The organism is Massilia suwonensis, assembly GCF_042655665.1.
GTDB lineage: Bacteria > Pseudomonadota > Gammaproteobacteria > Burkholderiales > Burkholderiaceae_D > Telluria > Telluria suwonensis.
The window spans coordinates 1,875,180-1,900,767 of the sequence record NZ_JBHSMR010000013.1 but is presented as its reverse complement, the minus strand read 5'-3'; the positions used below and the strand labels follow the sequence as shown (position 1 = coordinate 1,900,767).

Annotated in this window: 22 protein-coding genes; 17 read left to right on the top strand and 5 right to left on the bottom strand. The window is 64.4% G+C overall.

Features of this window, described 5'->3' with window-relative positions; translation table 11 throughout:
• Positions 1–37: 37 nt before the first annotated feature.
• Positions 38–3,079: an Rne/Rng family ribonuclease gene (locus ACFPQ5_RS16645; protein ID WP_379758042.1), complete on the bottom strand. Its 3,042-nt coding sequence runs from the start codon at positions 3,077–3,079 to the stop codon at positions 38–40.
• Positions 3,080–3,737: 658 nt separating this feature from the next.
• Here ACFPQ5_RS16645 and ACFPQ5_RS16640 point away from each other — a divergent pair.
• The 4 genes from ACFPQ5_RS16640 to ACFPQ5_RS16625 all read left to right on the top strand — a co-directional run bounded on the left by ACFPQ5_RS16640 (position 3,738) and on the right by ACFPQ5_RS16625 (position 6,885).
• Positions 3,738–4,721: an RluA family pseudouridine synthase gene (locus ACFPQ5_RS16640; protein ID WP_379758039.1), complete on the top strand. Its 984-nt coding sequence runs from the start codon at positions 3,738–3,740 to the stop codon at positions 4,719–4,721.
• 89 nt (positions 4,722–4,810) lie between these two features.
• A complete protein-coding gene (locus ACFPQ5_RS16635) occupies positions 4,811–5,470 on the top strand; it encodes an HAD-IIIA family hydrolase (protein WP_379758036.1) in 660 nt (219 codons plus the stop codon).
• On the top strand, positions 5,467–5,844 hold the full coding sequence (locus tag ACFPQ5_RS16630; RefSeq protein WP_379758033.1) for a Rieske (2Fe-2S) protein: 378 nt from the start codon (positions 5,467–5,469) through the stop codon (positions 5,842–5,844). Before ACFPQ5_RS16635 ends, ACFPQ5_RS16630 begins: the two co-directional genes overlap by 4 nt.
• A gap of 39 nt (positions 5,845–5,883) precedes the next feature.
• Positions 5,884–6,885 (top strand): S49 family peptidase, encoded by a 1,002-nt coding sequence (locus tag ACFPQ5_RS16625; RefSeq protein ID WP_379758030.1) that lies wholly within the window; start codon positions 5,884–5,886, stop codon positions 6,883–6,885.
• A gap of 232 nt (positions 6,886–7,117) precedes the next feature.
• Here ACFPQ5_RS16625 and ACFPQ5_RS16620 read toward each other — a convergent pair whose 3' ends face one another.
• A complete protein-coding gene (locus ACFPQ5_RS16620) occupies positions 7,118–7,399 on the bottom strand; it encodes a hypothetical protein (RefSeq protein WP_379758027.1) in 282 nt (93 codons plus the stop codon).
• A gap of 227 nt (positions 7,400–7,626) precedes the next feature.
• On the opposite strand from ACFPQ5_RS16620, the gene ACFPQ5_RS16615 reads away from it, so the two are divergent.
• The 3 genes from ACFPQ5_RS16615 to ACFPQ5_RS16605 all read left to right on the top strand — a co-directional run bounded on the left by ACFPQ5_RS16615 (position 7,627) and on the right by ACFPQ5_RS16605 (position 10,707).
• Entirely contained in the window at positions 7,627–8,349 is a 723-nt protein-coding gene (locus ACFPQ5_RS16615) for a pseudouridine synthase (RefSeq protein ID WP_379758024.1), read from the top strand.
• 280 nt (positions 8,350–8,629) lie between these two features.
• Entirely contained in the window at positions 8,630–9,676 is a 1,047-nt protein-coding gene (locus ACFPQ5_RS16610) for a phospholipase A (protein WP_379758021.1), read from the top strand.
• 38 nt (positions 9,677–9,714) lie between these two features.
• On the top strand, positions 9,715–10,707 hold the full coding sequence (locus tag ACFPQ5_RS16605) for a fumarylacetoacetate hydrolase family protein (protein ID WP_379758018.1): 993 nt from the start codon (positions 9,715–9,717) through the stop codon (positions 10,705–10,707).
• A 102-nt stretch (positions 10,708–10,809) separates the two neighbouring features.
• On the opposite strand, the gene ACFPQ5_RS16600 is transcribed toward ACFPQ5_RS16605, so the two are convergent.
• Positions 10,810–11,898, bottom strand: a complete 1,089-nt coding sequence (locus ACFPQ5_RS16600; protein WP_379758014.1) for a hypothetical protein — start codon at positions 11,896–11,898, stop codon at positions 10,810–10,812.
• 418 nt (positions 11,899–12,316) lie between these two features.
• On the opposite strand from ACFPQ5_RS16600, the gene ACFPQ5_RS16595 reads away from it, so the two are divergent.
• From ACFPQ5_RS16595 to ACFPQ5_RS16550, 10 genes are all read left to right on the top strand, one after another.
• On the top strand, positions 12,317–13,468 hold the full coding sequence (locus ACFPQ5_RS16595) for an MraY family glycosyltransferase (RefSeq protein WP_379758011.1): 1,152 nt from the start codon (positions 12,317–12,319) through the stop codon (positions 13,466–13,468).
• 59 nt (positions 13,469–13,527) lie between these two features.
• A complete protein-coding gene (gene rfbC, locus ACFPQ5_RS16590; protein WP_379760141.1) occupies positions 13,528–14,073 on the top strand; it encodes a dTDP-4-dehydrorhamnose 3,5-epimerase in 546 nt (181 codons plus the stop codon).
• 118 nt (positions 14,074–14,191) lie between these two features.
• Complete coding sequence (gene flhB, locus ACFPQ5_RS16585) at positions 14,192–15,349, top strand: flagellar biosynthesis protein FlhB (RefSeq protein WP_379758008.1); 1,158 nt, start codon at positions 14,192–14,194, stop codon at positions 15,347–15,349.
• A gap of 12 nt (positions 15,350–15,361) precedes the next feature.
• Positions 15,362–17,467 (top strand): flagellar biosynthesis protein FlhA, encoded by a 2,106-nt coding sequence (gene flhA / locus ACFPQ5_RS16580; RefSeq protein ID WP_379758005.1) that lies wholly within the window; start codon positions 15,362–15,364, stop codon positions 17,465–17,467.
• A gap of 279 nt (positions 17,468–17,746) precedes the next feature.
• Positions 17,747–19,204, top strand: a complete 1,458-nt coding sequence (flhF, locus tag ACFPQ5_RS16575) for a flagellar biosynthesis protein FlhF (protein ID WP_379758002.1) — start codon at positions 17,747–17,749, stop codon at positions 19,202–19,204.
• Entirely contained in the window at positions 19,197–20,015 is an 819-nt protein-coding gene (locus ACFPQ5_RS16570; protein WP_379757999.1) for a MinD/ParA family ATP-binding protein, read from the top strand. Before flhF ends, ACFPQ5_RS16570 begins: the two co-directional genes overlap by 8 nt.
• A gap of 15 nt (positions 20,016–20,030) precedes the next feature.
• The gene (locus ACFPQ5_RS16565; protein WP_136222436.1) at positions 20,031–20,759 is read left to right on the top strand and encodes an RNA polymerase sigma factor FliA; all 729 of its coding nucleotides are present in this window, start codon (positions 20,031–20,033) and stop codon (positions 20,757–20,759) included.
• Positions 20,741–21,484 (top strand): flagellar motor protein, encoded by a 744-nt coding sequence (locus ACFPQ5_RS16560; protein WP_379757994.1) that lies wholly within the window; start codon positions 20,741–20,743, stop codon positions 21,482–21,484. The genes ACFPQ5_RS16565 and ACFPQ5_RS16560 overlap by 19 nt, the downstream gene beginning before the upstream one ends.
• A gap of 1 nt (position 21,485) precedes the next feature.
• A complete protein-coding gene (gene motD, locus ACFPQ5_RS16555; RefSeq protein WP_379757991.1) occupies positions 21,486–22,217 on the top strand; it encodes a flagellar motor protein MotD in 732 nt (243 codons plus the stop codon).
• 218 nt (positions 22,218–22,435) lie between these two features.
• On the top strand, positions 22,436–22,927 hold the full coding sequence (locus tag ACFPQ5_RS16550; RefSeq protein ID WP_379757989.1) for a hypothetical protein: 492 nt from the start codon (positions 22,436–22,438) through the stop codon (positions 22,925–22,927).
• 70 nt (positions 22,928–22,997) lie between these two features.
• On the opposite strand, the gene ACFPQ5_RS16545 is transcribed toward ACFPQ5_RS16550, so the two are convergent.
• Together ACFPQ5_RS16545 and ACFPQ5_RS16540 are read right to left on the bottom strand one after the other, a co-directional pair.
• Positions 22,998–24,101, bottom strand: coding sequence for a M35 family metalloendopeptidase (locus tag ACFPQ5_RS16545; protein ID WP_379757986.1), 1,104 nt, complete (start codon positions 24,099–24,101; stop codon positions 22,998–23,000).
• Between the two features lie 242 nt (positions 24,102–24,343).
• Positions 24,344–25,357 carry a M35 family metallo-endopeptidase gene (locus ACFPQ5_RS16540; RefSeq protein ID WP_379757983.1) on the bottom strand — a complete coding sequence of 338 codons (1,014 nt, stop codon included), beginning with the start codon at positions 25,355–25,357 and terminating at the stop codon, positions 24,344–24,346.
• Positions 25,358–25,588: the final 231 nt, after the last annotated feature.

Genomic DNA, 25,588 nt, shown 5'->3' with positions numbered 1-25,588 from the left:
GCACGCGGCTTCCCTTTTTCCTGGCGACGCGGCCGTATTACTGGCGCGTGTCGACCTGGATCAGCGGCTCGTCGACCAGCTTTGGCGCCGGCTTGCGGGCACGGCCGACGCGCACCGGGGCGGCTGCCTGGGCGGCCGCTTCCTGGGCTGCGCGCAGCTTTTCCGGATCGGTCGAGGCCAGCGTCAGGCCGGCGGCGCCGAGCACGTCGCTCAGGTCGGCGCTGGCCGGCGCGGCGGCCGCTTGCGCAGCCGGAGCAGGCACTGGGGCCGGTGCCGGTGCCGGGGCAGCCACCGGAGCGACCGGCGCTGCGGGCACGTCGGCAACGGGTGCTTCAGCCACCACTGGTGCCGGCGCTGGTGCCGGTGCAGCCACCGGGGCCGGCGCTGCCTGGACCGGCTTGGCGGCCGGCTTCGGCTGGGCCACAGTCATCGTCGCAGCGGTCGGGAAGAACCAGGTCTGGTTCGTCGGCGCCGGCACGCCGGCAGCCTGCACTGGTGCTGGCGCTGCGCTTTGCGCGGCTGGAGCCGGCGCAGCCTTGGCTTGCGCCGCGGCGACCGATGCGGCGGTCGGGAACGGCCATGGCGCCTGTTCGGCAGCCTGCTGGCGTTCGCCACGTCCGCGGCCGCGGCCACGGCCGGTCTTCTCGGCGGCGACCTTGGCGGCTTCCTCGTCGGCAACCGGCATGAAGGCCGGCGTGCCTTCCTGTTCGGCGTGCTCGCCTGCCTCGACTTCGCTGCCGTCGCGGTCGCGGCGGTTGCGGTTGCGGCCACCGCGGCGGCGGCGGCGGCGCGGCTCGTCGCCGCCTTCGGCATCCGCTTCTTCCGGACCGGTGCTGGTCACGGCCTTGACGGCGTGCTCGAGCTGGTCGCCGTGCGGCGTGGTGGTCGACAGTTCGGATTCAGGCGTCGGGATGGCGACGACGTTCACTTCGTCCAGCTTGGTCTCGACCGGCTGCTGGCCGGATGGCTGACGTTCGGCGCGTTCGCGCGGCTGGCGCGGTGCGCGTTCCGGACGCTCGGCGCGCTCGCCACGCTCGGCGCGTGGTGCGGCCGCTTCGGTCGTTTCGCGTGCCTCGCGCGGAGCACGCGGCTCGCGTGGCGGACGCGGTGGACGTGCCGGCTTGCCTTCGCTCTCGACCGGCTTCGCGCTCTCGTCGGCGGCTTTGGCCGTCAGGTCGCGCTCTTCGCGCTGGCGCTCGGACTTGCCTCGGCCCTCGTTGCGGCCCTCATTACGACCATTGCGGCTGCGCTGGCCACGGCCATTGCGCTCGCCACGCTCGGCTGCTGCCGGAGCGGCCGGCTTGACCGGCTCGGCCACGACAGGCGCCGGTGCGATTGGGGCAGGCGAACCCATGAAGAAGGCGCGTACCTTGGCGAAGAAGCCGGTCGGCGCCGGTGCCGGAGCAGGGGCGACAGGCACTTCGACCGGTTTTGCAGGCTTCGCTGCTTCGCTGCGGTCGACCACCGGCGCCGGCTGGGCCGGGGTGATGGTCTTGACGACGGCTTCCTGGCGCGGCTTGGCTTCTTCCTTCTGGCGCTTGCTGTAGGCCATGTCGGTTTCGGCCGTCTCGGCCAGCGTGTAGCTGGCGGCGGCGTCTTCGAGGCGCGGATCGTCGTGCTTGATGCGCTCGAGCTTGTAGTGCGGGGTGTCGAGGTGTTTGTTCGGCACCAGGATCACGGTGATGCGGTGGCGGTTCTCGATCTTGAGGACTTCGCCGCGCTTTTCGTTCAGCAGGAAGGCGGCAACATCCACCGGCACTTGCACGTGGATCGTGGCCGAGTTTTCCTTCATCGCCTCTTCCTGGATGATGCGCAGGACTTGCAGGGCCGAGGATTCGGTATCGCGGATGTGGCCGGTGCCCGAGCAGCGCGGGCAGGTCACGTGCGAGCCTTCGGACAGCGACGGACGCAGGCGCTGGCGCGACAGTTCCATCAGGCCGAAGCGCGAGATCTTGCCCATCTGCACGCGTGCACGGTCATGGTGCAGGGCATCCTTCAGGCGGGTTTCGACTTCGCGCTGGTTTTTCGCGACTTCCATGTCGATGAAGTCGATGACGATCAGGCCGCCCAGGTCGCGCAGGCGCAGCTGGCGCGCCACTTCGTCGGCCGCTTCGCAGTTGGTATTGAAGGCGGTGGTCTCGATGTCCGAGCCGCGCGTGGCGCGTGCCGAGTTGACGTCGATGGAGACCAGGGCTTCGGTGTGGTCGATGACGATCGCGCCGCCCGATGGCAGCGGCACGGTGCGCGCGTAGGCGGTTTCGATCTGGTGTTCGATCTGGAAGCGCGAGAACAGCGGCACGTCGTCGCTGTAGCGTTTCACGCGGTGCGCCATGTCGGGCATCACGTGGCTCATGAACTGCTGGGCCTGTTCGAAGATCTCGTCGGTGTCGATCAGGACTTCGCCGATGTCAGGCTGGAAGTAGTCGCGGATGGCGCGGATGACGAGCGAGCTTTCCTGGTAGATCAGGAAGGCGCCCGAAGCCGACTTGCCGGCGCCTTCGATCGCGCGCCAGAGTTGCATCAGGTAATTCAGGTCCCACTGCAGTTCTTCGACGTTGCGGCCGATGCCGGCAGTGCGGGCAATCACCGACATGCCTTGCGGCAGGTCTAGCTTGTCCATCGTTTCGCGCAGTTCCTGGCGTTCTTCGCCTTCGACACGGCGCGACACGCCGCCGCCGCGCGGGTTGTTGGGCATCAGGACCAGGTAGCGGCCGGCCAGCGAGATGAAGGAGGTGAGGGCGGCGCCCTTGTTGCCGCGTTCCTCTTTCTCGACCTGCACCATGATTTCCTGGCCTTCGCGCAGGGCTTCCTTGATGGTCGCGTTACGCACGTCGACGCCGTCACGGAAATAAGAGCGGGCAACTTCTTTGAAGGGGAGGAAACCGTGGCGGTCTTCGCCGTAGCTGACGAAGCAAGCTTCGAGGGAGGGTTCGATGCGGGTGATGACACCCTTGTAGATATTCGACTTGCGCTGTTCGCGTCCGGCCGTTTCGATATCGATGTCGATCAGTTTCTGGCCATCGACGATCGCTACGCGCAGCTCCTCTTGCTGCGTAGCGTTAAACAACATACGTTTCATTTTTATAAACTCCGCGACCCGTGGGCCGTTCCATGCCGCCTTGCCAGGGCGGCGTAACTACAGGGACATACGCGGGAGGGGAGAGCTGGAGGGGGTGTATGCCCGGGCGTGCGGCAAAGCGAGGCGTAAAGCTCGCTGCCGCAACAGGGCGCATGGGGTCGATCGTCATGCCGAGGGCACGCCGTACCTGGGCCGCTCATCCCGAGGGGCACGACAGGGTGGGGGCAATGCGCGCAAAACCAGCCAGACCGTTTACAGCATACCAACCTGGACTTCGATGACAGGCGATGTAATCAGCCTTGTCCCGGAAGCCTGCAGGATGACGCTTGCAACGGCCGGCGAAACGACAAGCGTTATCGACACCATCAACCGGCGAGCTCGGCGAACCGGGCTTTCCGGTACTTATCCTTACAGTTCCAAACAATCCAATCCGGCACTTCTGCGCGCGATCCGATTACAACTGCGGTGCAACCCTGATCCACGCAGAAATGTGCGTACACGTTTTTTCCATCGAATTTGCATGCCTGCGGGGCCGATGGAGCGCGCCCCTGTGTAAAATATCGTTTTAATTCTTACACCAGCAGAGGTTTGACCGCCGCCTGTCGATTATATATTCAAAATGAAGGACTTAGAGAGAATTTCTGGGAAGACAGGCCACATGAAGATGCAAAACGATGTTGTTCCCCCTTCATCACAGGCATTAGCAGCGAGTTTCGTCACCATTACCGAAGAAGAAGCCGGACAGCGCATCGATAATTACCTGCTGCGCGTGTGCAAGGGCGTTCCGAAAAGCCACATCTACCGCATCCTGCGTTCCGGCGAAGTCCGGGTCAACAAGGGCCGCATCGACCAGCTCTACCGGCTGGCGGCGGGCGACCTGGTGCGCATTCCGCCGATCCGTATCGCCGAAAAGACCAGCACCGCGCCGGTACCTGGCGCCGAATTCAAGGTCGTGTACGAGGATAACCACCTGCTCGTGATCGACAAGCCGGCCGGCGTGGCCGTGCATGGCGGTTCGGGCGTGTCGTACGGCGTGATCGAGCAATTGCGCGCGGCGCGGCCGGACGCGAAATTCCTGGAACTGGTGCACCGCCTCGACCGCGAAACCTCGGGCTTGCTGCTGCTGGCGAAAAAACGTTCGGCGCTCACCAATTTGCACGAGCAAATGCGCGACGGCCATACGGATAAACGCTACCTGGCTGCCGTGGCCGGCGACTGGGTGAATAAGCGCCAGCACGTGAAATTGCCGCTGCATAAGTTTTCAACGCCGGACGGCGAACGCCGCGTGGTGGTGCAGGCGGGCGGGATGGAATCGCACACGATTTTCAACCTGCTGCGCAAATGGGAAGGTTTTGCTTTGCTGGAAGCGGAACTGAAAACGGGACGCACCCACCAGATCCGCGTTCATCTGGCATCGTCGGGCTTTCCCATCCTCGGTGACGAGAAGTACGGCGATTTCGCATTGAACAAGCAGCTGCAGAAGGCCGACGAACAACGCGGCGCCCTGCGCCGGATGTTCCTGCACGCCTATAAAATCACGTTTACGCATCCGGAAACGGGCAAGCCGATGACCCTGCAGGCACCCTTGCCAGCGGAATGTGACCGTTTCTTGTTAAGCTTAGGGCAAGCAACGAATGGATGACGACGGCGCCCGTCCACGAGACGGGTGCGTGTCGTTTGGGGACGGAATCGATCCGTCCGGACTTAAGGAGCCGGCGAGGGCCGGGAGACATGCCAAGAAAGCAATTTGATCTGATCGTGTTCGACTGGGACGGTACGCTGATGGACAGCACGGTCGCCATCGTCAAGTGCATCCAGGCGGCCGCCCGCGACGTCGGCTTGCCGGTCCCGAGCGACGAGGCCGCTTCCCACGTCATCGGCCTGGCCCTGCCCGAGGCGATGCAGGCCGCGGTGCCCGACATGGCCCCTGGCCTGTACCCGCGCATGGTCGAGCGCTACCGTTACCATTTCCTGACGAAAGACCACGAACTGGTGCTGTTCAAGGGCGTTCGCGAGATGTTGACCGAACTTTCGCAGCAAGGCTACTTCCTGGCGGTCGCTACCGGCAAGAGCCGGGTCGGCCTGAACCGGGCGCTCAATTCCGCCGGGCTGCTGTCGATGTTCGACGCCACCCGCTGCGCTGACGAAACTTTCTCGAAGCCGCATCCCGCCATGCTGCAGGAACTGACGCGCGAACTGGGCCAGGACATGCGCCGCACCGTCATGATCGGCGACACCACCCACGACTTGCTGATGGCAAAGAACGCGGGCGCGGCCGGCATCGCCGTCGAGTACGGCGCCCATCCGGTCGACCAGTTGCAGGCCTGCCGTCCCCTGTATTCGGCCAAGACCGCGGTCGAGCTGCACGCCTGGCTGGCCGAATACGCATGACGTCCATGGACGAGGTGCTGATCTGCGACTCGGAAGCACTGGTCGACGGCGGGGAGGGCGTGCGCTTTCCGGTGACCATGTTTGGCGAGGCCGCCACCGGCTTCGCCGTCCGCTACCACGGCAAGGCCTATGCTTACCTGAACCGCTGCGCCCACGTGCCGATCGAGCTGGACTGGGTGCAAGGCCAGTTCTTCGAGTCCAGCGGCGAATACCTGATGTGCGCGACCCACGGCGCCGTCTACCGGCCGGAAACCGGCGTCTGCGCGGGCGGCCCCTGCCGTGGCGGCAAGCTGCGTCCGATCGGCGTGCGCGAAGCCGACGGCAAGGTGTACTGGCAGCCGGACGAACGCGTCACGCCGGCGGCCGATCACTGAGCGAGCAAACTTTTACTTCACGGGACTGAAAACACCGTCATGAGCGATAACATCAAGAACGAGGGCGAAGGCGAAGACCGGTTCCATGCCAACCCCACGGCGGGCAACTGGGAGCGCGAGACGCTCGAAAAGCTGGTGTTCGCCACCATCAAGGAGCGGCGCGCGGCGCGGCGCTGGAGCATTTTCTTCCGCCTGGCTTTCCTGGCCGTGATCGTGGTCGGCTTGTGGACCTACTTCGACCTCAGCCTGGGCGGTGGAGACGACGAAAACCTCGGACGTCACACCGCCTTAATCGAAATTAACGGCGAGATCGAAGCAGAAGGCAGCGGCGCGGCCGACAATGTCATCCCTTCGCTGAACAAGGCCTTTGCCGACGCCGGCTCCGCCGCGGTGGTGCTGCGCATCGACAGTCCCGGCGGCAGCCCGGTGCAGGCAGGCATCATCGTCGACGAAATCCGGCGCCTCAAGCGCGGCTATCCCGATAAACCCCTGTACGTCGTCGTCGACGAGATCTGTGCCTCGGGCGGCTACTACATCGCCGCCGCGGCCGACCGCATCTACGTCAACAAGGCGAGCATCGTCGGTTCGGTCGGCGTGCTGATGGATAGCTTCGGTTTCACCGGCACCATGGAAAAGCTGGGCGTCGAGCGGCGCCTGCTGACGGCCGGCGCCAACAAGGGTTTTCTCGACCCGTTCAGCCCGCAGTCGGAAAAACACCGAGCCCATGCCCAGGAAATGCTGAACGAAATCCACCAGCAATTCATCACGGTCGTGCGCACCGGCCGCGGCACGCGCCTGAAGGAAACGCCGGAGATGTTCTCGGGCCTGTACTGGACCGGCGCCAAGGCCGTCGAGATGGGCCTGGCGGATGGCTTCGGCACGGTCGACACGGTCGCGCGCGACATCGTCAAGGCCGAGGACATCGTCGACTACACGGCGCACGAAGGCTTGCCGGAACGTGTTCTGAAGAAATTTGGTGCCTCGGTGGGCGAGGGCGCGATGAAGGCCATGTCGCGCGTCACCCTCCCGAAGCTAAACTGAAATGAACTGATCTTGCTCAATATCTTCTTGAATGTTCCGTAAGATGGACTATAGTGAGACTTGTAGTTCTTTCCAGGAGGGGCGATTAATAACACGTGCCAACCTGTTCGCAATCGTTAAAATCTGGTGACACTACTACCCCGCATGCGTGCGGTTTCGAGAGAATTCAATTCCTCACTGTAACAGTTCCTCTTGGGAGCGAAAACGACGGCGCAAGCCGTCGTTTTCATTTTCAGGCCGCGTTGTCGTCCTTGTCTTCATGCTGCACGAAACCACCGCTCTCGAGCCAGGCCTGGAAATCGCGCTGCGCCCGGGCAAACCAGGCGGCGCGCAGGGGTGGATTGCCCTTGCCGCGCAGGTAGGGCAGGTTGCCGCCGCTGGTCCAGCGCGCCAGCGCCAGGCGGGTTGGAAACTGGGCGCACTGCGAGCGCGCCAGCGCCAGGCGTGCAGCCCGCAGCGACGAGGGCGCGACGGTCGGCAGGGCGGCATCGATCGTGGTCTTGAGTGCTTGCATGTTGTCCTCTTCTTGTCCAGTAATTAATCCTAGCGATTCCTCATCAAATCCGGACCCGCTGTAGGCCGATTCCTAATGGAGTTGAAGTCTATCAATGGATCTCCCGCTACGATTGATCTAGCGCAAACGAGCGCAAGGTTTCGATCCGTGGGGAAACAGAACAGCAGCAGCTTTGTCGCCGGCGCGTGGCTGGTGGAAGTCTCGTTCCTTCTGTTAAAGTCTCGCCCATGAGTAAATTATCCCTGGACCGCATCCTGCAATCGCAGGGTTTCGGTACCCGCAAGTATTGCCGCGCCCTGATCGAGGACGGCGACGTCGCCGTGAATGGCGAGATTGTCGACAACTACAAACTGACCGTGGACACCGAGGGCCTGGTCCTGACCGTCTTCGACGAGGAATGGGTCTACCGCGAGTACGTCTACATCGCGCTGTACAAGCCGGCCAATTTCGAGTGTTCGCGCAAACCCAGCCACCATCCCGGCGTGCTGACCCTGCTGCCGGAACAGTTCGCCTGGCGCGACGTGCAGCCGGTCGGCCGCCTCGACCACGACACCACGGGGCTGCTGCTGATGTCGGACGACGGCCCTTTCATCCACGCCCAGTCCTCGCCCAAGCGTCACGTGCCCAAGGTTTATCAGGCGACCACCGCCGAGCCGGTGACGCCGGAGCTGGTGCAGCAGTTGCTGGACGGCGTGCAGCTGCACGACGAACCGGCGCCGCTGCGTGCGGTGTCCTGCGTGCAGCGCGGCGAGAACGGCATCGAGATCGTGCTGGAGCAGGGGAAGTATCACCAGGTCAAGCGCATGCTGGCGGCTGCGGGGAATCATTGCAGTGCGCTGCACCGGTCGGCGATTGGCGGGTTGACGCTGGAGTCACTGGGCTTGAAGGAAGGGGAGTGGTGTTTCCTGGAGCAGGCGCAGCTGGATCTCTTGGTGCCGACGCAGGGCTAGCGCAGACAGCTGTTCGACGGTTTCAAACGCGTGGAGTCAGGACTCCGGTGAACCCGTCATTGAGACCATTGGCCTCAATGACCCCTACGAACAACGGTATACGTAGGGTGGAGTCCCGACTCCACGCGTTTACGGCATACGAACAATGGCAGGCGTCGCGTGCGACCTCAAAGCCGGTTTTCTTGCAATATGCGTATTGACTCGCGTCAGATCGTGGTCGGCGCGCGCATGTGCAGTCGGACGCGACAGGCGCCTTTTCGCAACCGACTCCTGCTCCAAGATGCCGCATTCCTATCGCCCCCTCCTGCTCCTCCCTCTGCTCATTGCCGCCAGCGCCCAGGCCCAAGACACACCCAAGGTCCTGTCCGACTGCGCCAACATCACCGACAACACCGCCCGCCTGGCCTGCTTCGACAAGCTCGCCGCGACCCCGGCGCCGCGTACCGAAGCGGCCGTCGTCGTCAACCCGGCCCCCGGCGCTGCGCCGGAGGTGGCGACGGTCGCCGTCGTGACCGCCCAGCCCTCGGCCGAGAGCAGCGCCAAATTCAGCCAGCTCGACCACTGGGAGCTGGACCAGCCTTACCAGCGCGGTGTCTTCAAATTCCGCCCGCACCATGCCAGCTACCTGATCGCCACGCGTTCCTACCGTCCCAACGAGACGCCCTACCTGCCGTACCGCGACCTCAACGACGATGAAGCGAGCCTGTCGAAGAGCGAGCTGGCCTACCAGCTCAGCTTCAAGATGAAGATGATGGAAGGCGCTTTCGGCAAACCGGTCGACCTCTGGTTCGGCTATACCCAGAACAGTTTCTGGCAGGCGGCCAACAGCAAGGCCTCCAGCCCTTTCCGCGAGACGAACTACCAGCCCGAAGTGATGGCGATCGCGCCGCTCGGCGTCGAACTCGGCGGCTTCCAGTTCCGCCACGTCGGCCTCGGCCTGAACCACCAGTCGAACGGCCAGTCGGGCAACCTGTCGCGCAGCTGGAACCGCCTGTACGCCCAGCTCGGCGTCGAGAACGGCGGCCTGTCGGCCACCGCCCGCGTCTGGAAGCGCCTCAACGAAAGCGACGACGACAATCCCGACATCGTCGACTACATGGGCCGCGGCGACCTGGCGCTGGCCTACCGCCGCGACGGCCACATCTATTCGTCGAACCTGCGCTACAACTTCCACACCAGCCGCGGCGCCGTGCAGCTGGGCTGGGCCTTCCCGCTGGCCGGCAACCTGAAGGGCTATGCCCAGGCCTTTGCCGGTTATGGGCAAAGCCTGATCGACTACAACTATTTCCAGCGTTCGATCGGTCTCGGCGTGCTCGGCCTCTTCTGAGCACTTAGAATGGCGGCTTCGATCTTGATCTTCCGCCAATGAAACTTGCAAGCATCCAGGATGGCAGCCGCGACGGCCAGCTCGCCGTCGTCGCGCGCGACCTGAAAACCGCGCACATGGCCGACGCCATCGCCCCGACCCTGCAGGCCGCGCTCGACGACTGGGCCTTCATCGCGCCCCAGCTCGACGCCCTGTACGAGCAGCTGAACGCCGGCCAGGCGCGGCGCGCCTTCGACTTCGACCCGGCGCACTGCATGGCGCCGCTGCCGCGCGCCCACGGCTGGGCCATCGGAGCGGCCTGGCCGCGCCATCTCGAACTCGACTACCGTGCGCGCGGCGCCGAGCCGCCGTCCTGGCTGGAGGAAGAGCCGTTGCTGCTGCCGGGTGCGGCCGGCGACCTGCTCGGTCCCTGCGACGACGTCCAACTGGCCCATGAGGAGTGGGGCATCGATTTCGGCGCCGGCGTGGCGGCCGTGTTCGACGACCTGGCGGCCGGCGTGACGCCGGACCAGGCGCATGGCCGCATCCGCCTGCTCATGCTCGTCAACGATATCGGCCTGCTCCGCCTGATGCCGGACGAACTGGCCAGGGGCGGCCTGCTGCAGTCGAAACCGGCCACCGCGTTCTCTCCGGTGGCGCTGACGCCGGACGAGCTCGGCGAGGCATGGCGCGGCGGCAAGCTGCACCTGCGCCTGAAGTGCAGCCTGAACGGCAACATGATCGGCCAGCCCGACGCCGGCGCCGACATGGCCTTCAATTTCCCGCAACTGGCCGCTCACCTGTGCAAGACGCGCCGTTTGCGCGCCGGCAGCATTATCGGGGCAGGGCCGGTGGCGAACCGGGAAAAGAGCGGGCGCGGGGCGGCGGCGGGCGACGCCTGCCTTATTGACGTCCGCAATCGCGAGACGATCGCCGATGGCGAGGCGAGTACGCCTTTCCTGCGCTTTGGCGATACGGTGCGGATCGAGATGCTGGACGAGAAGGGGAAATCGGTATTCGGGGCGATCGAGCAGAAAATCGTGAAGTTGTAATTGCTTGCCGTGTAAACGCGTGGAGTCGGGACTCCATCCTACGAATTGCGACGAATCGTAGCGTGGAGTCCCGACTCCACGCGTTACAGCGTATGCATTCCTTTATTTCCCATTCCAAAATTCGCCGCTTGCCATATCCCCGCGCAAATCCACCTCTAGCGGCGGCGCCATTTTCCGCACCGTGCGCGCCAGCTTCAAACTGCCGTCCGGCCCATGCACCCGATACCAGAGCAGGGCCACCGCCGACAGGCGCATTTTCTGTCCGCTAAACAAATTGTCCTTCACGATGCTCATGCCTTCCAGGCGCACATCGAAATCGAGCAGCGCCGCGCCTTCGGTGCGCTGCGCATAGCCGAGATAGCGGGCGGCATTCGCGAGCGGGCTTTTATCGCCGCTTTCTCCGGCGCGCAAGGATTCGATAAACGCGTCGACCGCTTTCAATACCGCGCCGGCCGCCGTCGCCAGCGCCGCCATATCGCGTTTTTCGTCGCCTTTGGCGCCATCGGCGAGTTTCTGCAGAATGCCGATCCGGTTCGCATAATCGGCGCGATGGGTAGCGAGCGCGCGCAGCTTGCCGAGCAGGCGTTCGTGCTGGACCGGGTCGAGCTCGCCCAGGTAGCCGCCGCCCAGGCCCGCAATACGCTGCGGGCAGGACTCGGCCAGGGCGCTGACGAAAAGGGCGCGCGCGCCTTCGCCATAGGCCAGGCCGGTGGCCGTGACGTCGGTCTTGAACAGGGAAGCGCTGTCGGCCGAGGCGCGCAGTACGCTCGGCACCACCGTCAGCGCGACCGCCAGCGTGCCGCCGAAGGCGCCCGGCGGCGTATGCGCATCGAGGTAGGCCTGCATGTCCTTGTTGCGGCGCGCCAGGTCGTCCGACAGGCGCAGCAGCGCGTCGTTGACGCCGCGCGCGGCCGTGATGCCGGCGCTGGTGGCCGGATCGTAGACGGCCGTGCGCGTGTCCTGGGGCAGGGCGCCGCACACCTCGGCGGCCAGGCTGCGGGCTAGGTCGAAGGCGCGCACCAGGCCGGCCGCGCCGAACTGGCGCGATTCGATGCTGCCCTCGAGCGGCCGGCTGGTGCCCGGCGGCAGGCGCGCCAGCAGGGCGGCGCGCTCGGCTTCGCGCGTGGCCTGGCGCATCTCCGCTTCGCGCTGGGCCAGCGCGGCATCGGCCGTGGCCTCAAGGATGCGCAATTCGAGTGCCTGTCTGGCCGCATCGAGCTCGGCCCTGGTAAGCGCTTGCGCCGATGCGTACAACGGATAAAGCAGTAAAATCAATAATATCCAGCAACGATTTTGAACATGCGGAAAGAAAAACATTCCCGGCTCCAGATTAAGGTGTAACGAGATGTAATTATTGGCTGTCGCCAGTGGCATAAATACGTCAGTATTTGTAACAAAATGTCGGGAAATATTATGAAAGATTGTGTGAGTTTTTATTGCTGTTGATCAATTCTGATAAAAGTTGGGCGAAAACGCCACGCAAAATCAGGCACTTACGAAAACATCGCGAATTCTCACTGTTTCTCCGTCATGTGCACACAATTGCGGCCGAGTTGCTGCTTTCTTCGGAGAAATGCGATAGAATTCGGCGGTTAATGAAGCCCCTTTTATGGATTTGACTGAACCTACCATCATTGCTCTGGAACTCGGCCTGGCGGTTTCGCTGGCGTGTTCGCTGCTGCTGGTCGCGACGACGCGCTGGCATGGCAGGTTCACGCTCGACGCCACGCGCGGCATCCAGAAATTCCACAGCGTGCCAACGCCCCGCATCGGCGGCCTGGCAATCATGCTGGGATTGATCTTTGCATGCATGGCTTCATCCGTTTCCCAGCAGGCCCTGCTGGGCCCTCTGCTGGCCGCCGCCGCACCCGCTTTCCTGTTCGGTATCGCCGAAGACCTCACCCGCCGCGTGTCGATCGGCGCACGCCTGATCGCCACCATGGCCAGCGGCGTGGCCTGCTGGGCCCTGACCGGCGTCAGCATCGCGCATACCGGTATCGGCCTGCTCGACACCATGCTGACCTGGCTGCCGCTGTCGGTCCTGTTCACGGCCTTCGCCGTCGGCGGCGTGGCCAATGCCGTCAACATCATCGACGGTTTCAATGGCCTGGCCAGCGGTACCGTCGTCATCGGCCTTGCGGCCGTCGGCCTGATCGCCCTCGATTGCGGCGACGCCGAACTGGCGCGCACCTGCTTCATCGTCTGCGCCGTCACGGTGGGCTTCTTCCTCGTCAATTTCCCGTACGGTAAATTGTTCCTCGGCGATGGCGGCGCCTACCTGCTGGGCTTCCTGCTGGCCTGGCTGTCGGTGACCCTGGTCTACCGCAATCCGCAGGTATCGAGCTGGGCGCCGCTGCTGGCCTGCGCCTACCCGACCTTCGAAACCTTGTTCACCATCGTGCGCCGCCTCTGGTGCCGCCGCCATCCGGGCCAGCCCGACAGCTGCCACCTGCATAGCCTGGTGAAGATCGCCGTCGCCGGCCGCTATTTCCGCCGCTTCAGCGCGCCAGTGCGCAATGCCTGCGTCTCGCCGTTCTCCTGGTTCCTGGCAGCCGTGCCGGCCTGGTTCGCCGTGTCCTTCCCGCAAAGCGCGGAAGCGCTGGTGCAGGGCACCCTGGCCAGTTTCGCCCTCTATCTGGCCTGCTACTGGTACATGGCCCGCGCCGCCCGCGCGCGCCGCCGCCGCGCCACCCGTCCCGCGGTGCGCAGCGTCGCGCTGGCCAGCGTCGAAACCGACACCGCCGCCTCGCTGCAGGCCTGAGCCTCCCCGGCCATGCGCTGCCGGGGCCGTGCCGGCAATCGACTACAATGCGCGTCATGATGCGCATTACCCCCTGTTCCATTCCCGACGTCCTGTTGTTCGAGCCGCAGGTGCACGGCGACGCCCGTGGCTTCCTGTACGAGAGCTTTCGCCAGGACCAGTTCGAGCAAGCCGTGGGGCGCCCTGTCGCCTTCGTACAGGACAACCACTCGAAATCCGGCGCCGGCGTGCTGCGCGGCCTGCATTACCAGGTGGGCAAGCCGCAGGGCAAGCTGATCCGGGTCGTGGCCGGCAGCGTGTTCGACGTGGCCGTCGATTTGCGGCGCAGTTCGGTTAGCTTCGGACGCTGGACCGGCGCCGTGCTCAGCAGCGAGAATTGCCGTCAGATGTGGATCCCGGAAGGCTTCGCGCATGGCTTCCTGGTCCTGTCCGAATCGGCCGAACTGCTCTACAAGGCCACCGATTACTGGTCGCCCGGGAACGAGCGCTGCATCGCCTGGAACGACGCCCGGCTGGCCGTGGAATGGCCGCTGTCCGGCCCGCCCGTGCTGTCGGCCAAGGACGAGCATGGCACGCCCTTTAGCGCGGCCGAGTTGTTCGACTGACTTCTTGTTCGATCTGGCCGTGCCGAATTGACGGCGCTTTCCCTCCCTGTTCTAGTTATAGCCGTAGAGCAATAGCGGCGATAATTCTGTCCTGGAATGATTTAATTGGGGCAGGGGCATGGCGGAAGACAGCGACGCAGAAAAGACAGAAGACGCAAGTCCCAGAAGACTGGAGAAGGCGCGCGAAGAAGGCGACGTTCCCCGCTCGCGCGAACTGGCGACCTTTGCCGTCCTGATGACTGCCGGCGCCGGCCTCTGGATCACCGGCGGCAGCCTGGCCGGCCGCCTGTCTGGCACGCTTGCATCGGGCCTGAGCCTGACCCGCGAACAGGTCTACAACCCGACCGTCCTCATCGAGCGGATCACCAACGACATCGGCGGCGTCCTGCTGGCCTGCCTGCCGCTCGCCTTTGCCATCATGCTGGTCGCCCTGGCTGCGCCGATGGCGATCGGCGGCTTCAATTTCAGCTCCAAGGCTTTCATGCCGAACTTCATGAAGCTGAACCCGATCAGCGGCATCGGCAACCTGTTTTCCATGAATTCCCTGGTCGAACTCTTGAAGGCGATCGCCAAGACCGTGGTGGTCGGCGCCGTCGCCTGGACCGTCGTGATGAGCGAGAAAGAGGCCGTGCTCGGCCTGGCCGTCGAGCCGGTCGGCTCCGGTCCCGGCCACGTGGCCGACCTGATGGCCCACACCTTCCTGATCATCGTCGGCGCCCTGGGCGTGATCGCCCTGATCGATGCCCCGTACCAGCTTTGGCACTACAACAACAAGCACAAGATGACGCGCCAGGAAATGATCCAGGAATCGAAGGAATCGGACGGCAATCCTCAGATTAAAGGGAAGATTCGCCAGATGCAGCGGCAAATGGCGCGTAACCGCATGATGCAGAATGTGCCTACTGCCGACGTGGTGGTGACCAACCCGACCCACTACGCGGTGGCGCTGAAGTACACCGACGGTCAGCAAGGCGCGCCGCGCGTGGTCGCCAAGGGCGCCGACGAGGTGGCGGCCAAGATCCGTGAACTGGCGCGCGAAAACAAGGTCGCGCTGCTGGAAGCCCCGGCACTGGCGCGTGCGCTGTACAAGCACACGGAAATCGACGACGAGATCCCGGAAAAGCTGTACTCGGCGGTGGCGGAAGTGCTGGCCTACGTCTTCCAGCTGCGCAACTACAACAAGGTGGGCGGCCATTATCCGGATCGTCCGACCAAGCTGCCGGTGCCGCCGGAGATGGACCCGCACAATCCCGCATCGCAAGTGAAACCTGAATAACGGAGCCGTTGAATGAATAGTTTGAGAATGCCGGCCTGGATGGGCGCGATCGGTGCCAAGGGCAATGCCCTGGCGGCGCCGATCCTGATCATCCTGCTGCTGGCGATGATGATCCTGCCGCTGCCGGCCTTCATCCTCGACCTGTTCTTCAGTTTTAATATCGCGCTGTCCGTGATCGTGCTCTTGACCGCGCTGTACACGGTCAAGCCGCTCGACTTCATGGCCTTCCCGGCGATCCTGCTGGTGTCGACCATGCTGCGCCTGTCGCTCAACGTCGCCTCGACCCGTATCGTCCTGACCGAAGGCCACACCGGCGGCGCGGCGGCCGGTAAAGTCATCGAAGCCTTCGGTCACTTCCTGATCGGTGGCAACTACACGGTCGGTATCGTCGTGTTCGTTATTCTCACCATCATCAACTTTACCGTCGTCACCAAGGGTGCGGGCCGTATCGCCGAAGTCGGCGCGCGTTTTGCCCTGGACGCGATGCCCGGCAAGCAGATGGCGATCGACGCCGACCTGAACGCCGGCATGATCGCCGAGCCGGAAGCGCGCAAGCGCCGCGCCGAAGTGGCGCAGGAAGCGGAGTTCTACGGCGCCATGGACGGTGCCTCGAAGTACGTCAAGGGCGATGCCGTGGCCGGCATCATGGTTACCCTGATCAACGTGATCGGCGGCCTGATCGTCGGTATCGTGCAGCACGACATGGCAGCCGGCGAAGCCGCCAAGACCTATACGCTGCTGGCCATCGGTGACGGCCTGGTGGCGCAGATCCCTTCGCTGATCATCTCGATCGCGGCCGGTATGGTCGTCTCGCGCGTGGCCAATGAGCAGGACATCGGCGGCCAGATGATGGGCCAGCTGTTCGCCAAGCCCGAAGTGCTGTACATCACCGGCGGCATCATCGCCGGCATGGGCCTGATCCCGGGCATGCCGAATCTGGTGTTCCTGCTGCTGGGCGGCGTGCTGGGCGGTTCCGGCTACCTGCTGGCCAAGCGCGCGAAAAATGCGCCGCAGCGCGAAGCCGAAGCGGCCGCGAACGACGCCGCAGCCGGTGCGCAGCAAGCCGCCACCGGCGAGACCGAAGAGGCGACCTGGCAGGACATCATGCCCGTGGACACCCTGGGCCTGGAAGTGGGCTACCGCCTGATCCCGCTGGTGGACAAGGCGCAGGGCGGCGAGCTGCTCAAGCGCATCAAAGGCATCCGCAAGAAATTCGCCCAGGAAGTCGGATTCCTGGCGCCGCCGGTGCACATCCGCGACAACCTGGAATTGAAACCATCGGCCTACCGCATCACCCTGAAGGGCGTGGAAGTGGGCAGCGGCGAAGCCGTCAACGGCCAGTTCCTGGCGATCAACCCGGGCATGGCCAGCGGCACGCTGCCGGGCACGCCGACCACCGATCCGGCCTTCGGCCTGCCGGCGGTCTGGATCGAGGGCAGCATGCGCGACGAGGCGCAGAGCCTGGGCTACACGGTCGTCGATGCCGGCACCGTGGTGGCGACCCATTTGAATCACCTGATCACGACCCACGCCTCGGAACTGCTGGGCCGCCTGGAAGTGCAGGCGCTGCTCGACCACCTGGGCAAGGACACGCCGAAGCTGGTCGAAGACCTGGTGCCGAAGGTCGTGTCGCTGGCGACCTTGCAGAAGGTGCTGCAGAACCTGTTGATCGAGGGCGTGCACATCCGCGACATGCGTACCATCATCGAGACCCTGTCGGAACATGCGGGCGTGCAGGATGCGAACGATCTGACGGCGCTGGTGCGTATCGCGCTGGGCCGGGCGATCGTGCAGCAGCTGTTCCCGGGCACTAATGAACTGAGCGTGATGACCCTGGACAATCGTCTCGAGCGCCTGCTGATGCAAGCCCTGGGCGCGGGTGGCGACGGCACCGGCATCGAGCCGGGCCTGGCCGACACCATCGCCCAGCAGGCGCACAATGCGGCGCAGCAGCAGGAGGCGATGGGGCACACGCCGGTGCTGCTGGTGCCGGGGCCGTTGCGCGTGCTGCTGTCGCGCTTCCTGCGCCGGGCGCTGCCGAATTTGAAGGTCTTGTCGCATTCGGAGATTCCGGAGACCAAGACGATTCGGGTGACGAGTCTCGTTGGCGCGGGTTAATCGACGGAAATCCGCGGGCATGCCCGCCCTACGTTACACGACGGCCTCGTGAACTTGCTACGGGAAGTGGTGCACCGTAGGGCGGGCATGCCCGCGTTACGGGCGCATCCGCGGGCCGTTTTGCCCGCAAATTGGGCAATTCCCCCTTCGAAATCGAATTAACCCCTTTTCCCCATCCTTTTCCCCCGATGGTTGCTTCACAGCATCGTCAATAATCTCTCCCATACACCGGCTTCATGCGTGCCGGGACTAATCGACTAGAGCAGTGCGGAGAATAAGATGAATGTGAAGAAATTTACAGCGCCAACATCCCGGGAAGCCTTGCGCAAGGTGCGCGATGCGCTGGGCCCTGACGCGGTCATCCTCTCGAACCGTCCTGTCGATGGCGTGGTCGAAATCCTCGCGCTGGACAATGACGACGTCGCATCCCTGGCCGCCCCTGCGCCGGGTTCCGACATGGCCCAGCCGGCGCCGCGTCTCGACCACCTGCACGGCTTCGAGCCGGAAGCCCCTGCCTTCGTGAACCGCCGCGCAGCCGCGCCGGCGCCGACGCCGGAACAGATCTATGCCAGCCGCCGCGCCCCCGAGCCGGAGCCGGAATTCGTCACCGCGTTCGCACCACGCCGCGCCGCCCAGCCGGAACCCGAGTTCGCACCAGAACATAGCTACGCCAACCGCCGCGCTCCGCAAGCCGAGCCGGCCTTCGACATGTCCGCCATGACTGCCATGATGACGGCTGCGATCGCCCAGGCGAAAGAATCCGCCGCGCAAGAGATGAGCGGCATGATGAGCGAACTGCGCGCCATGCGCGGCATGATGGAATCCCAGCTGGCCGAACTGTCCTGGGGCGGCACGCAACAGCGCGAACCGCAAAAGGCCGCCGTGCTGCGCGAGATGCTGGCCGCCGGTTTCTCGGCTTCGCTGTCGCGCTACCTGATCGACAAGATGCCTGCCAACAAGGACGCCGCGGAAGCGATGCGCTGGATTAAGACCGTGCTGGCGCGCAATCTCACCACCATGGCCGACGAGGACAACCTGCTGGATAAGGGTGGCGTGTTCGCGCTGGTCGGCCCGACCGGCGTCGGCAAGACCACCACCACCGCAAAACTGGCCGCGCGCTGCGTGATGCGCCACGGCCCGGAAAAGCTGGCCCTGATCACCACCGACGCCTACCGTATCGGCGGCCACGAGCAGCTGCGCATCTACGGCAAGATCCTCGGCGTGATGGTGCACTCGGTGAAGGACGAAGCCGACCTGCGCATCGCATTGAAAGAACTGCGCAACAAGCACACCGTGCTGATCGACACCATCGGCATGTCGCAGCGCGACCAGATGGTGGCCGAGCAGGTCGCCATGCTGACCGGCGCCGGCGCCGACGTCAAACGCCTGCTGTGCCTGAACGCCACCTCGACCAACGAGACCCTGGCCGAAGTCGTGCGCGCCTACCAGGGCAGCGGCCTGCACGGCTGCATCATGACCAAGCTGGACGAAGCCGCCTCGATCGGCAACGTGCTCGACGTCGTGATCCGCCAGAAACTGAACCTGCATTACATCTCGAACGGCCAGCGCGTGCCCGAAGACCTGCACCTGGCCGACCGCGCGATGCTGGTCGACCGCGCCTTCCGCAGCCGCCGCGATGCGGCGAACCAGTTCGACGATGCCGACCTGCCGCTGATGATGGCCCATACCGGCAAGGCCCACCAGGACGAGAGCCTGCGCGAGGTGCGCTTTGGCTAGTTTCGATTTCGACCAGGCCGAAGGCCTGCGCCGGATGCTGGCCGGCCCCCAGCCACGCATCGTCACCTTCTTGTCAAGCACGCCCAGCGACGACAAGGGCGCCATGCTGGTCAACCTGGGCGCTTCGCTGGCCCAGGCCGGCAACGAAGTCCTGATCGTGGACGGCTGCCAACGCGACTACGGCGTGGCGCGTCGCCTGGAGATGGAACGCCACGTCAGCCTGCTGCAGGTGGCGCGCCAGGAATGCGCGCTGAACCAGGTGGTGCAGACCGCGCCCCAGGGTTTCAACGTGGCGCTACTGGCGCGCGATGGCCAGGCGGCAAGCAATGCCGACGAAGCGCGGCGCCTGGCGAAAGCCTTCGACGTGCTGGTCAAGAAGCAGGGCGGCATCGTCATCGTCGATGGCGAACTGACGCGCGACGGCAGCTTCGCCGTGCCGCAGCTGGCGGACTCGGAAATCGTGGTGCAGGTCTCGACCAGCGCCACCTCGATCACCAACGCGTATGGCCTGATCAAGCGCCTGGCCCAGGAATTCGGCCGCCGTCCGTTCGGCATTCTCGTCACCGGGGCAAGCGAAGCCGAAGCAAAAGTGGTTTACGATAATATGTCGGCAGCAGCAAGTCGTTACCTCGCAGTAACGCTGACGTCGATGGGCTCGGTGCCGGCGGATGAATACCTGCATCGCGCCGCGCGTCTTGGACGCTCGGTGGTGGATGCCTTCCCGCTGGCCGGGGCCTCGGTGGCCTTCCGCGCGCTGGCAGGACGTTTTGCCATGGCGCGTCGGAGTGGTGGCGCCCGTTTTGGTTCCTAAGAAAAAAGCACAAGCATGTATACCGTCAAAGGGAAAGCGGACAAGAACCATTTGCTCACCGAGCACGCCCCGCTCGTGAAGCGCCTGGCGCACCAGATGAAGGCGAAACTGCCGCCCTCGGTCGAAGTCGACGACCTGATCCAGGCCGGCATGATGGGCCTGCTGGACGCCATCAACCGCTACGAAGACAACCACGGCGCCCAGTTCGAGACCTATGCCGTGCTGCGCATCCGCGGCGCCATGGTCGACGAACTCCGCAGCAACGACTGGATGCCGCGCAGCACGCGCCAGACCATGAAGAAGGTCGAGACCGCGATGACGGCGCTGCAGCAAAAGCTCGGCCGCCCGCCGACCGAAACCGAGGTCGCCAAGTCGCTCGACATCCCGCTCTCCGAATACCAGGAAATGCTGTTCGAAGGCGGCGGCCACCAGCTGGTCTATTACGAAGATTTTCACGACGACGACGGCAACGACAGTTTCCTCGACCGTTATGCCGTGGACGAGGACGACCCGCTGCGCGCGCTGCTCGACACCGACTTCCGCCAGGCCGTGATCGACGCCATCGACGGCTTGCCGCCGCGCGAAAAGATCCTGATGGGTCTGTATTACGAAGAAGAACTGAACCTCAAGGAAATCGGTGCGGTGCTCGGCGTGTCCGAGTCGCGCGTCTCCCAGCTTCACACCCAGGCCGTGGCCCGCCTGCGCGCATCGCTCAAGGAAAAGCTGTGGACTTCGCCAGCCTGATCGGGCTGGCCCTTGCCCTCGCCGGGCTGATCGTCGGGCACACGCTCGACGGCGGGCGTTTCGCGTCCCTCATTCAACCGGCCGCGTTTGCGATCGTGGTGGTCGGCACCTTCGGGGCCGTGCTGCTGCAGTCGGAGGCGCGCAGTTTCCGGCGCGGCATGCAGATGCTGCGCTGGGTCTTTTTCCCTCCGAAAAATAGGCGCCAGCCGCTCTCGCGCGAGATCGCGCTGTGGAGCCATACGGCGCGCCGCGACGGCCTGCTCTCGCTCGAGCAGTACATGGGCACCAAGGATCTGTTCGTCCAGAAGGGCTTGCGCCTGGTGGTCGACGGCATTACGCCGGAAAAGCTGCGCAACCTGCTGGAAACGGAAATCACCGCCTTCGAATTCGCCGAACGCCAGGCCGCGCGCATCTGGGAATCGGCCGCCGGCTATGCGCCGACGATCGGCATCCTGGGCGCCGTGCTCGGCTTGATCCACGTGATGGAAAACCTGTCCGATCCGTCGCGCCTGGGTTCCGGCATTGCGGTGGCCTTTGTCTCGACCGTGTACGGCGTCGGCCTGGCCAACCTGTTCTTCCTGCCGGTCGGGAACAAGCTGAAGGCGATCGTCTCGGACCAGGTCGCGCAATACGAAATCCTGCTCGAAGTCTTCCACGACCTGGCCAGCGGCAACCATACGCGCGTGGTCGAGGAGCGCGTGGCGAGCCTGCTGGCGAAGCGCTGAGATGGCCCGCAAGCGCTACGACGACGAAGACCACACGCGCGAAAGCCACGAGCGCTGGCTGATTTCCTACGCCGACTTCATCACGCTGCTGTTCGCCTTTTTCGTCGTCATGTACGCGATTTCGGTGGTCAACACCGGCAAATATAAAGTTCTGTCGGATGCGCTGGGCGACGCTTTCGGCGGCCGTCCCGAGGTGCCGCAGGCCAGCTCCACCATCGAACAGCTTCCCCTCACGAACCTGATCGCACGCAAGCGCGCCGAAGCAATGCGGCGCGAACGCGAACGCCTGAACACGCTGGCGCGCGAGCTGAACGCCTCGCTGGCGCCGCTGGTCAAGAATGGCCAGGTGCGCGTGACCCAGACCGGGCGCGGGGTGACGGTCGAGATCAATGCGAAAGTGCTGTTCGAGGAAGGGCAGGCGGCGCTCGGCACGGAAGCACGCGCGACCTTGGGCACAGTGGCATCGCTGCTGAAGAACGATGCGCATGCGATCCAGGTCGAAGGGCATACCGATAATGTGCCGATTGCGAATCCTGCGTTTGCTTCCAACTGGGAGTTGTCGAGCGTGCGCGCCAGCAGCGTGGTGCGGCTGTTCATCGACAGCGGCGTAGCTGAAACGCGCCTGACGGCCGTCGGGCATGCGGCGAACCAGCCGGTGGCGGCGAATACGGATGAAGCGGGCAGGGCGCGCAATCGGCGGGTGGCGGTCACCATCCTGGCTTCGGCTCAGTGAAATAAAATTTCATTTCTAACGATCAAGTGAAATAAAGTTTCACGTAGGGGTTGTTGAGGCCAATGGCCTCAACAACGGGTTCACCGGAGTCCTGACTCCACGCGTAAACTGTGGTCAGTGACTGCACCTCCATGCAAACACCGCAAACGCGTGGAGTCGGGACTCCACCCTACGACACCGTCCCGTACAATGGCGTACATAAGCACATGGAGCCAAGAATGCAACGCAGACTCATCCTGCTGGCCGCGCTCGGCGTAGCCAGCTTCCTGCCCACTTTTGCCAACGCTGCCGGAGAATCCCCCGTGTCCGTCAAGCACAGCATTGATATCGAAACTCCGTCAGGTAAGGTGCTGGTGGAACTGACCTTCACCAACCAGGGCACGAAGACGGTCTGGATTCCGCGCGAACTGGCGGCGGAAAAGGAATTGACGGGCCGCCGCTTCGACGTGCGCGACGCGGGCGGCAAGCCGGTCGCCTACACGGGCAAGATGGTCAAGCGCGCCGCACTGACGGCTGCCGACTACCAGCCACTCGAGCCGGGCAAGATGCTGATGAACACGATCGACATCACCAACACCTACGCCTTCGCAAAAGGCCGCCACAACTACCACATCGGCTACACGGGCCCGATCGTGGCGGACGTGAAGCAGCTCGACAAGCAGGTGGAATTCCCGGCGCGGCCTGTTTCCTTTATTTCGAACATCAAGTAAGACCGGCAGGCGAAAAAAATCCCGGCAGGCAGATCGAATCTGCCTGCCGGGATTTTTTAGGGCCGATCGCTTAGTTCAGCGCCGGGGTGTTCTCGGCGAAGTATTCGTGCGAGTCGGCATTGTCGACGGCCTGGGTCGGGTTGCTGATCGCCAGGCTGGCGGCGCCGCTCTGGCCATACACGTGGTCATCCGTGCCGGCGACGACGTTGAAGTGGCTCATCTCATGCACCAGGGTGCCGCCCTTCGAATCCGTGCCCGTCATCGGCGCCGACCAGAAGGCCTTGCAGACGTAGATGCGGTACGGCTGGGTCGGGTACACGTAGGCGTAGTAGTTCTGGTTGCAGCCGCAGTCGACCACGACATTCTTGTTGTCGAACGCATCCTTGATCGCGGTGAAGTGGGACTTCACCGTGGACTGGCGGGACGAGGTGACGGTGCCGAACCACTTGGTGTAGCGCGGGCCCATCGTGGTCTGGGCCATGTAGCTGACCGAACCGTTGCTCATCGTCTTCGCGGCCGAGATCGCCGATGCGATCGTGGTCTGCTGCGAGGCGGTGCAGGAGGCGTAGCTCAGGCCGGCCGGCGAGACGGTACCGCCGCCGTCCGGACGCTTCAGCGCCTGCATGATCTCCGAGGTGGCGCCGCGCGGCAGGCGGCCTTCGATGTAGAACGAGGCCGTGTCCGACTGCAGTTCGCCGACGGCGGCGCCCGCGGCGGCGGCCTGGGCGCGGCCATTGGCGACGGGGAGGAACAGGTCCGGCGAGGCAGTGCGGTAGCGGATCGCGTAGTCGCCGCTGACGCTCATGTCGTACAGCGAGGACAGCTCGACCTTCACCGTGTGCGAGGCACCTGGTTTCAGCACGAAGTAGTCGGCCTGGCTTGGCTTGCCGCGCTTGATCAGGGCGCCGGTGTAGGCGACCTTGGCGCCGTCGCGCGTCACGTCGAACAGCGGCGCGGACAGGCCCTCGAAGGGCGTGCGCGCCTTGAGCACGTATTGCGGCGTGGACGAGGTGTTGGTGACGGTGACCTTCACCACCACGTCGTCGCTTGCGCCGTGCATGGTCTTTTCAGGGGCCACGGTCACTTGCACCCCGTTCGACCCTGCGTGTGCGCCGACTGCGACGCCCAGTGCTGCGATACCGAATGCCGACTTCCAGATGCTGTTCCAGCTCATGTGTCTTCTCCGTATGATGTTTGTCGTGGCCGTGATGGCCCTTCTTTGAGATGCGGGTCGTGTGGAAAACTTAAGCCAGGCTTAACAAGACCCGAGTACATACTGCTGAATTCATAAGTCGAGGGCAATGCAATTCGCGTAATTTGTGGCGTCGAATGGCGTAAAAGTCACAATGATGCAATTTCTTTACGCTGCGCTGGATTTCTTCCCAAGGCCGTGCTAGCTCGTCTAGACAAGGTACATTAATTCAGCGGCGGCGAATTTTCGCCGAAGTATTCATGGGAATCCGCGTTGTTGACCGCGCGATCCGGCGCCGTGCGCGCCATCTCGGCCGCGCCCTGCTGGCCATACACGTGGTCGTCGGTGCCGGCTACGACGTCGAAATGGCTCATCTCGTGCAGCAGGGTGCCGCCTTTCGAATCGGTGCCGGTCATGGGCGCCGTCCAGAACGCATTGCAGACCCAGATCCGGTAGGGCTGGGCCGGATACACGTAGGCGAAATAATCCTCGCCGCAGGCGCAGTCGACCGTGATTGGCTTGGTTTCGAAGGCATCCTTGATGGCCGCGAAATGCTTGCCGACGGTGCCCTGGCGCCCGGCGTCGAGCGCGCCGAACCAGTTCACGTAGCGCCGGCCCGGCTCCTTGCCGCTCGCCAGGTAGGCCTGGCCGTTGCTTGCCATGGCGCTGCCGGCCGCGAGGGCGCTGGCGATCGTGTCCTGCTGGGCGTTCGAGCAGTTGGCATAGCCGGGCGCTGCGCCTTCCGGCGCGGCCAGCAGCGGCGTGCTGGTGCCGCGTGGCAGGCGGACTTCGATGAACAGCGCGGCCGTGTTCGAGGTGATGTCTCCGGTGCGCAGGGTAGGCCCCGGCGCCGCGCCGCGGTAGCGCACGGCGTAGGAACCGGTCGCGGCCATGTCGTAGCTGCTCGACAGCTCGACCCGCGCGGTGCGGCTTTCGCCCGGCGCCAGCACCAGCATGTCGGCCTCGCGCGGCGCCGCCCGTTTCACTTCGCGGCCGAGGTAGCGCACCGGCTGGCCGTCGCGCGTGATCTCGAACAGCGCGCCTTCGACCGGACCGAAGGGCGTGCGGCCTTTGGCGATGCGTTCCGGCGCGGCGCCGGTATTGGTGAGGGTGACGTTGACGACGACTTCGTCGCGCTTGCCGAGACTGGCGCGCTCGGGCGTGATGGTGACGGCGATGTCGGCGTGGGCGGGCAGGGTGCTGGCGAGCAGCAAGGTAGATAATGCGATGCGGTACATGGATTCCTCCGTCAGGTAATGACAATCAGGAATACTGTCCGGCTTGTTGGGTAAGTGAAGTTTGCGTTACGGCAGCTTTTCGTAGGGTGGGCGCTCCCGCGCCCACGCGGTTACGTGTTTTGCCGCCAGTCCGTTGCGGGGAGGTATCGCTCGCGATGCGTCCGCCAGTCGATTCCGCGAGCGACGGTTTGCCGCAGCGGGCAAAAGGACGCGTCCGTACCGCGTGGGCGC

Excerpts from the sequence above, each read along its gene's own strand:
- ACFPQ5_RS16620 (WP_379758027.1), bottom strand. The coding sequence starts at position 7,399 with ATGCAAGCACTCAAGACCACGATCGATGCCGCCCTGCCGACCGTCGCG.
- ACFPQ5_RS16550 (WP_379757989.1), top strand. The coding sequence starts at position 22,436 with ATGCAACGCAGACTCATCCTGCTGGCCGCGCTCGGCGTAGCCAGCTTC.
- flhA (WP_379758005.1), top strand. The coding sequence starts at position 15,362 with ATGAATAGTTTGAGAATGCCGGCCTGGATGGGCGCGATCGGTGCCAAG.
- rfbC (WP_379760141.1), top strand. The coding sequence starts at position 13,528 with ATGCGCATTACCCCCTGTTCCATTCCCGACGTCCTGTTGTTCGAGCCG.
- flhF (WP_379758002.1), top strand. The coding sequence starts at position 17,747 with ATGAATGTGAAGAAATTTACAGCGCCAACATCCCGGGAAGCCTTGCGC.
- ACFPQ5_RS16635 (WP_379758036.1), top strand. The coding sequence starts at position 4,811 with ATGCCAAGAAAGCAATTTGATCTGATCGTGTTCGACTGGGACGGTACG.
- flhB (WP_379758008.1), top strand. The coding sequence starts at position 14,192 with ATGGCGGAAGACAGCGACGCAGAAAAGACAGAAGACGCAAGTCCCAGA.
- ACFPQ5_RS16540 (WP_379757983.1), bottom strand. The coding sequence starts at position 25,357 with ATGTACCGCATCGCATTATCTACCTTGCTGCTCGCCAGCACCCTGCCC.
- motD (WP_379757991.1), top strand. The coding sequence starts at position 21,486 with ATGGCCCGCAAGCGCTACGACGACGAAGACCACACGCGCGAAAGCCAC.
- ACFPQ5_RS16565 (WP_136222436.1), top strand. The coding sequence starts at position 20,031 with ATGTATACCGTCAAAGGGAAAGCGGACAAGAACCATTTGCTCACCGAG.
- ACFPQ5_RS16595 (WP_379758011.1), top strand. The coding sequence starts at position 12,317 with ATGGATTTGACTGAACCTACCATCATTGCTCTGGAACTCGGCCTGGCG.
- ACFPQ5_RS16645 (WP_379758042.1), bottom strand. The coding sequence starts at position 3,079 with ATGAAACGTATGTTGTTTAACGCTACGCAGCAAGAGGAGCTGCGCGTA.
- ACFPQ5_RS16640 (WP_379758039.1), top strand. The coding sequence starts at position 3,738 with ATGAAGATGCAAAACGATGTTGTTCCCCCTTCATCACAGGCATTAGCA.
- ACFPQ5_RS16630 (WP_379758033.1), top strand. The coding sequence starts at position 5,467 with ATGACGTCCATGGACGAGGTGCTGATCTGCGACTCGGAAGCACTGGTC.
- ACFPQ5_RS16545 (WP_379757986.1), bottom strand. The coding sequence starts at position 24,101 with ATGAGCTGGAACAGCATCTGGAAGTCGGCATTCGGTATCGCAGCACTG.
- ACFPQ5_RS16610 (WP_379758021.1), top strand. The coding sequence starts at position 8,630 with ATGCCGCATTCCTATCGCCCCCTCCTGCTCCTCCCTCTGCTCATTGCC.
- ACFPQ5_RS16615 (WP_379758024.1), top strand. The coding sequence starts at position 7,627 with ATGAGTAAATTATCCCTGGACCGCATCCTGCAATCGCAGGGTTTCGGT.
- ACFPQ5_RS16605 (WP_379758018.1), top strand. The coding sequence starts at position 9,715 with ATGAAACTTGCAAGCATCCAGGATGGCAGCCGCGACGGCCAGCTCGCC.
- ACFPQ5_RS16625 (WP_379758030.1), top strand. The coding sequence starts at position 5,884 with ATGAGCGATAACATCAAGAACGAGGGCGAAGGCGAAGACCGGTTCCAT.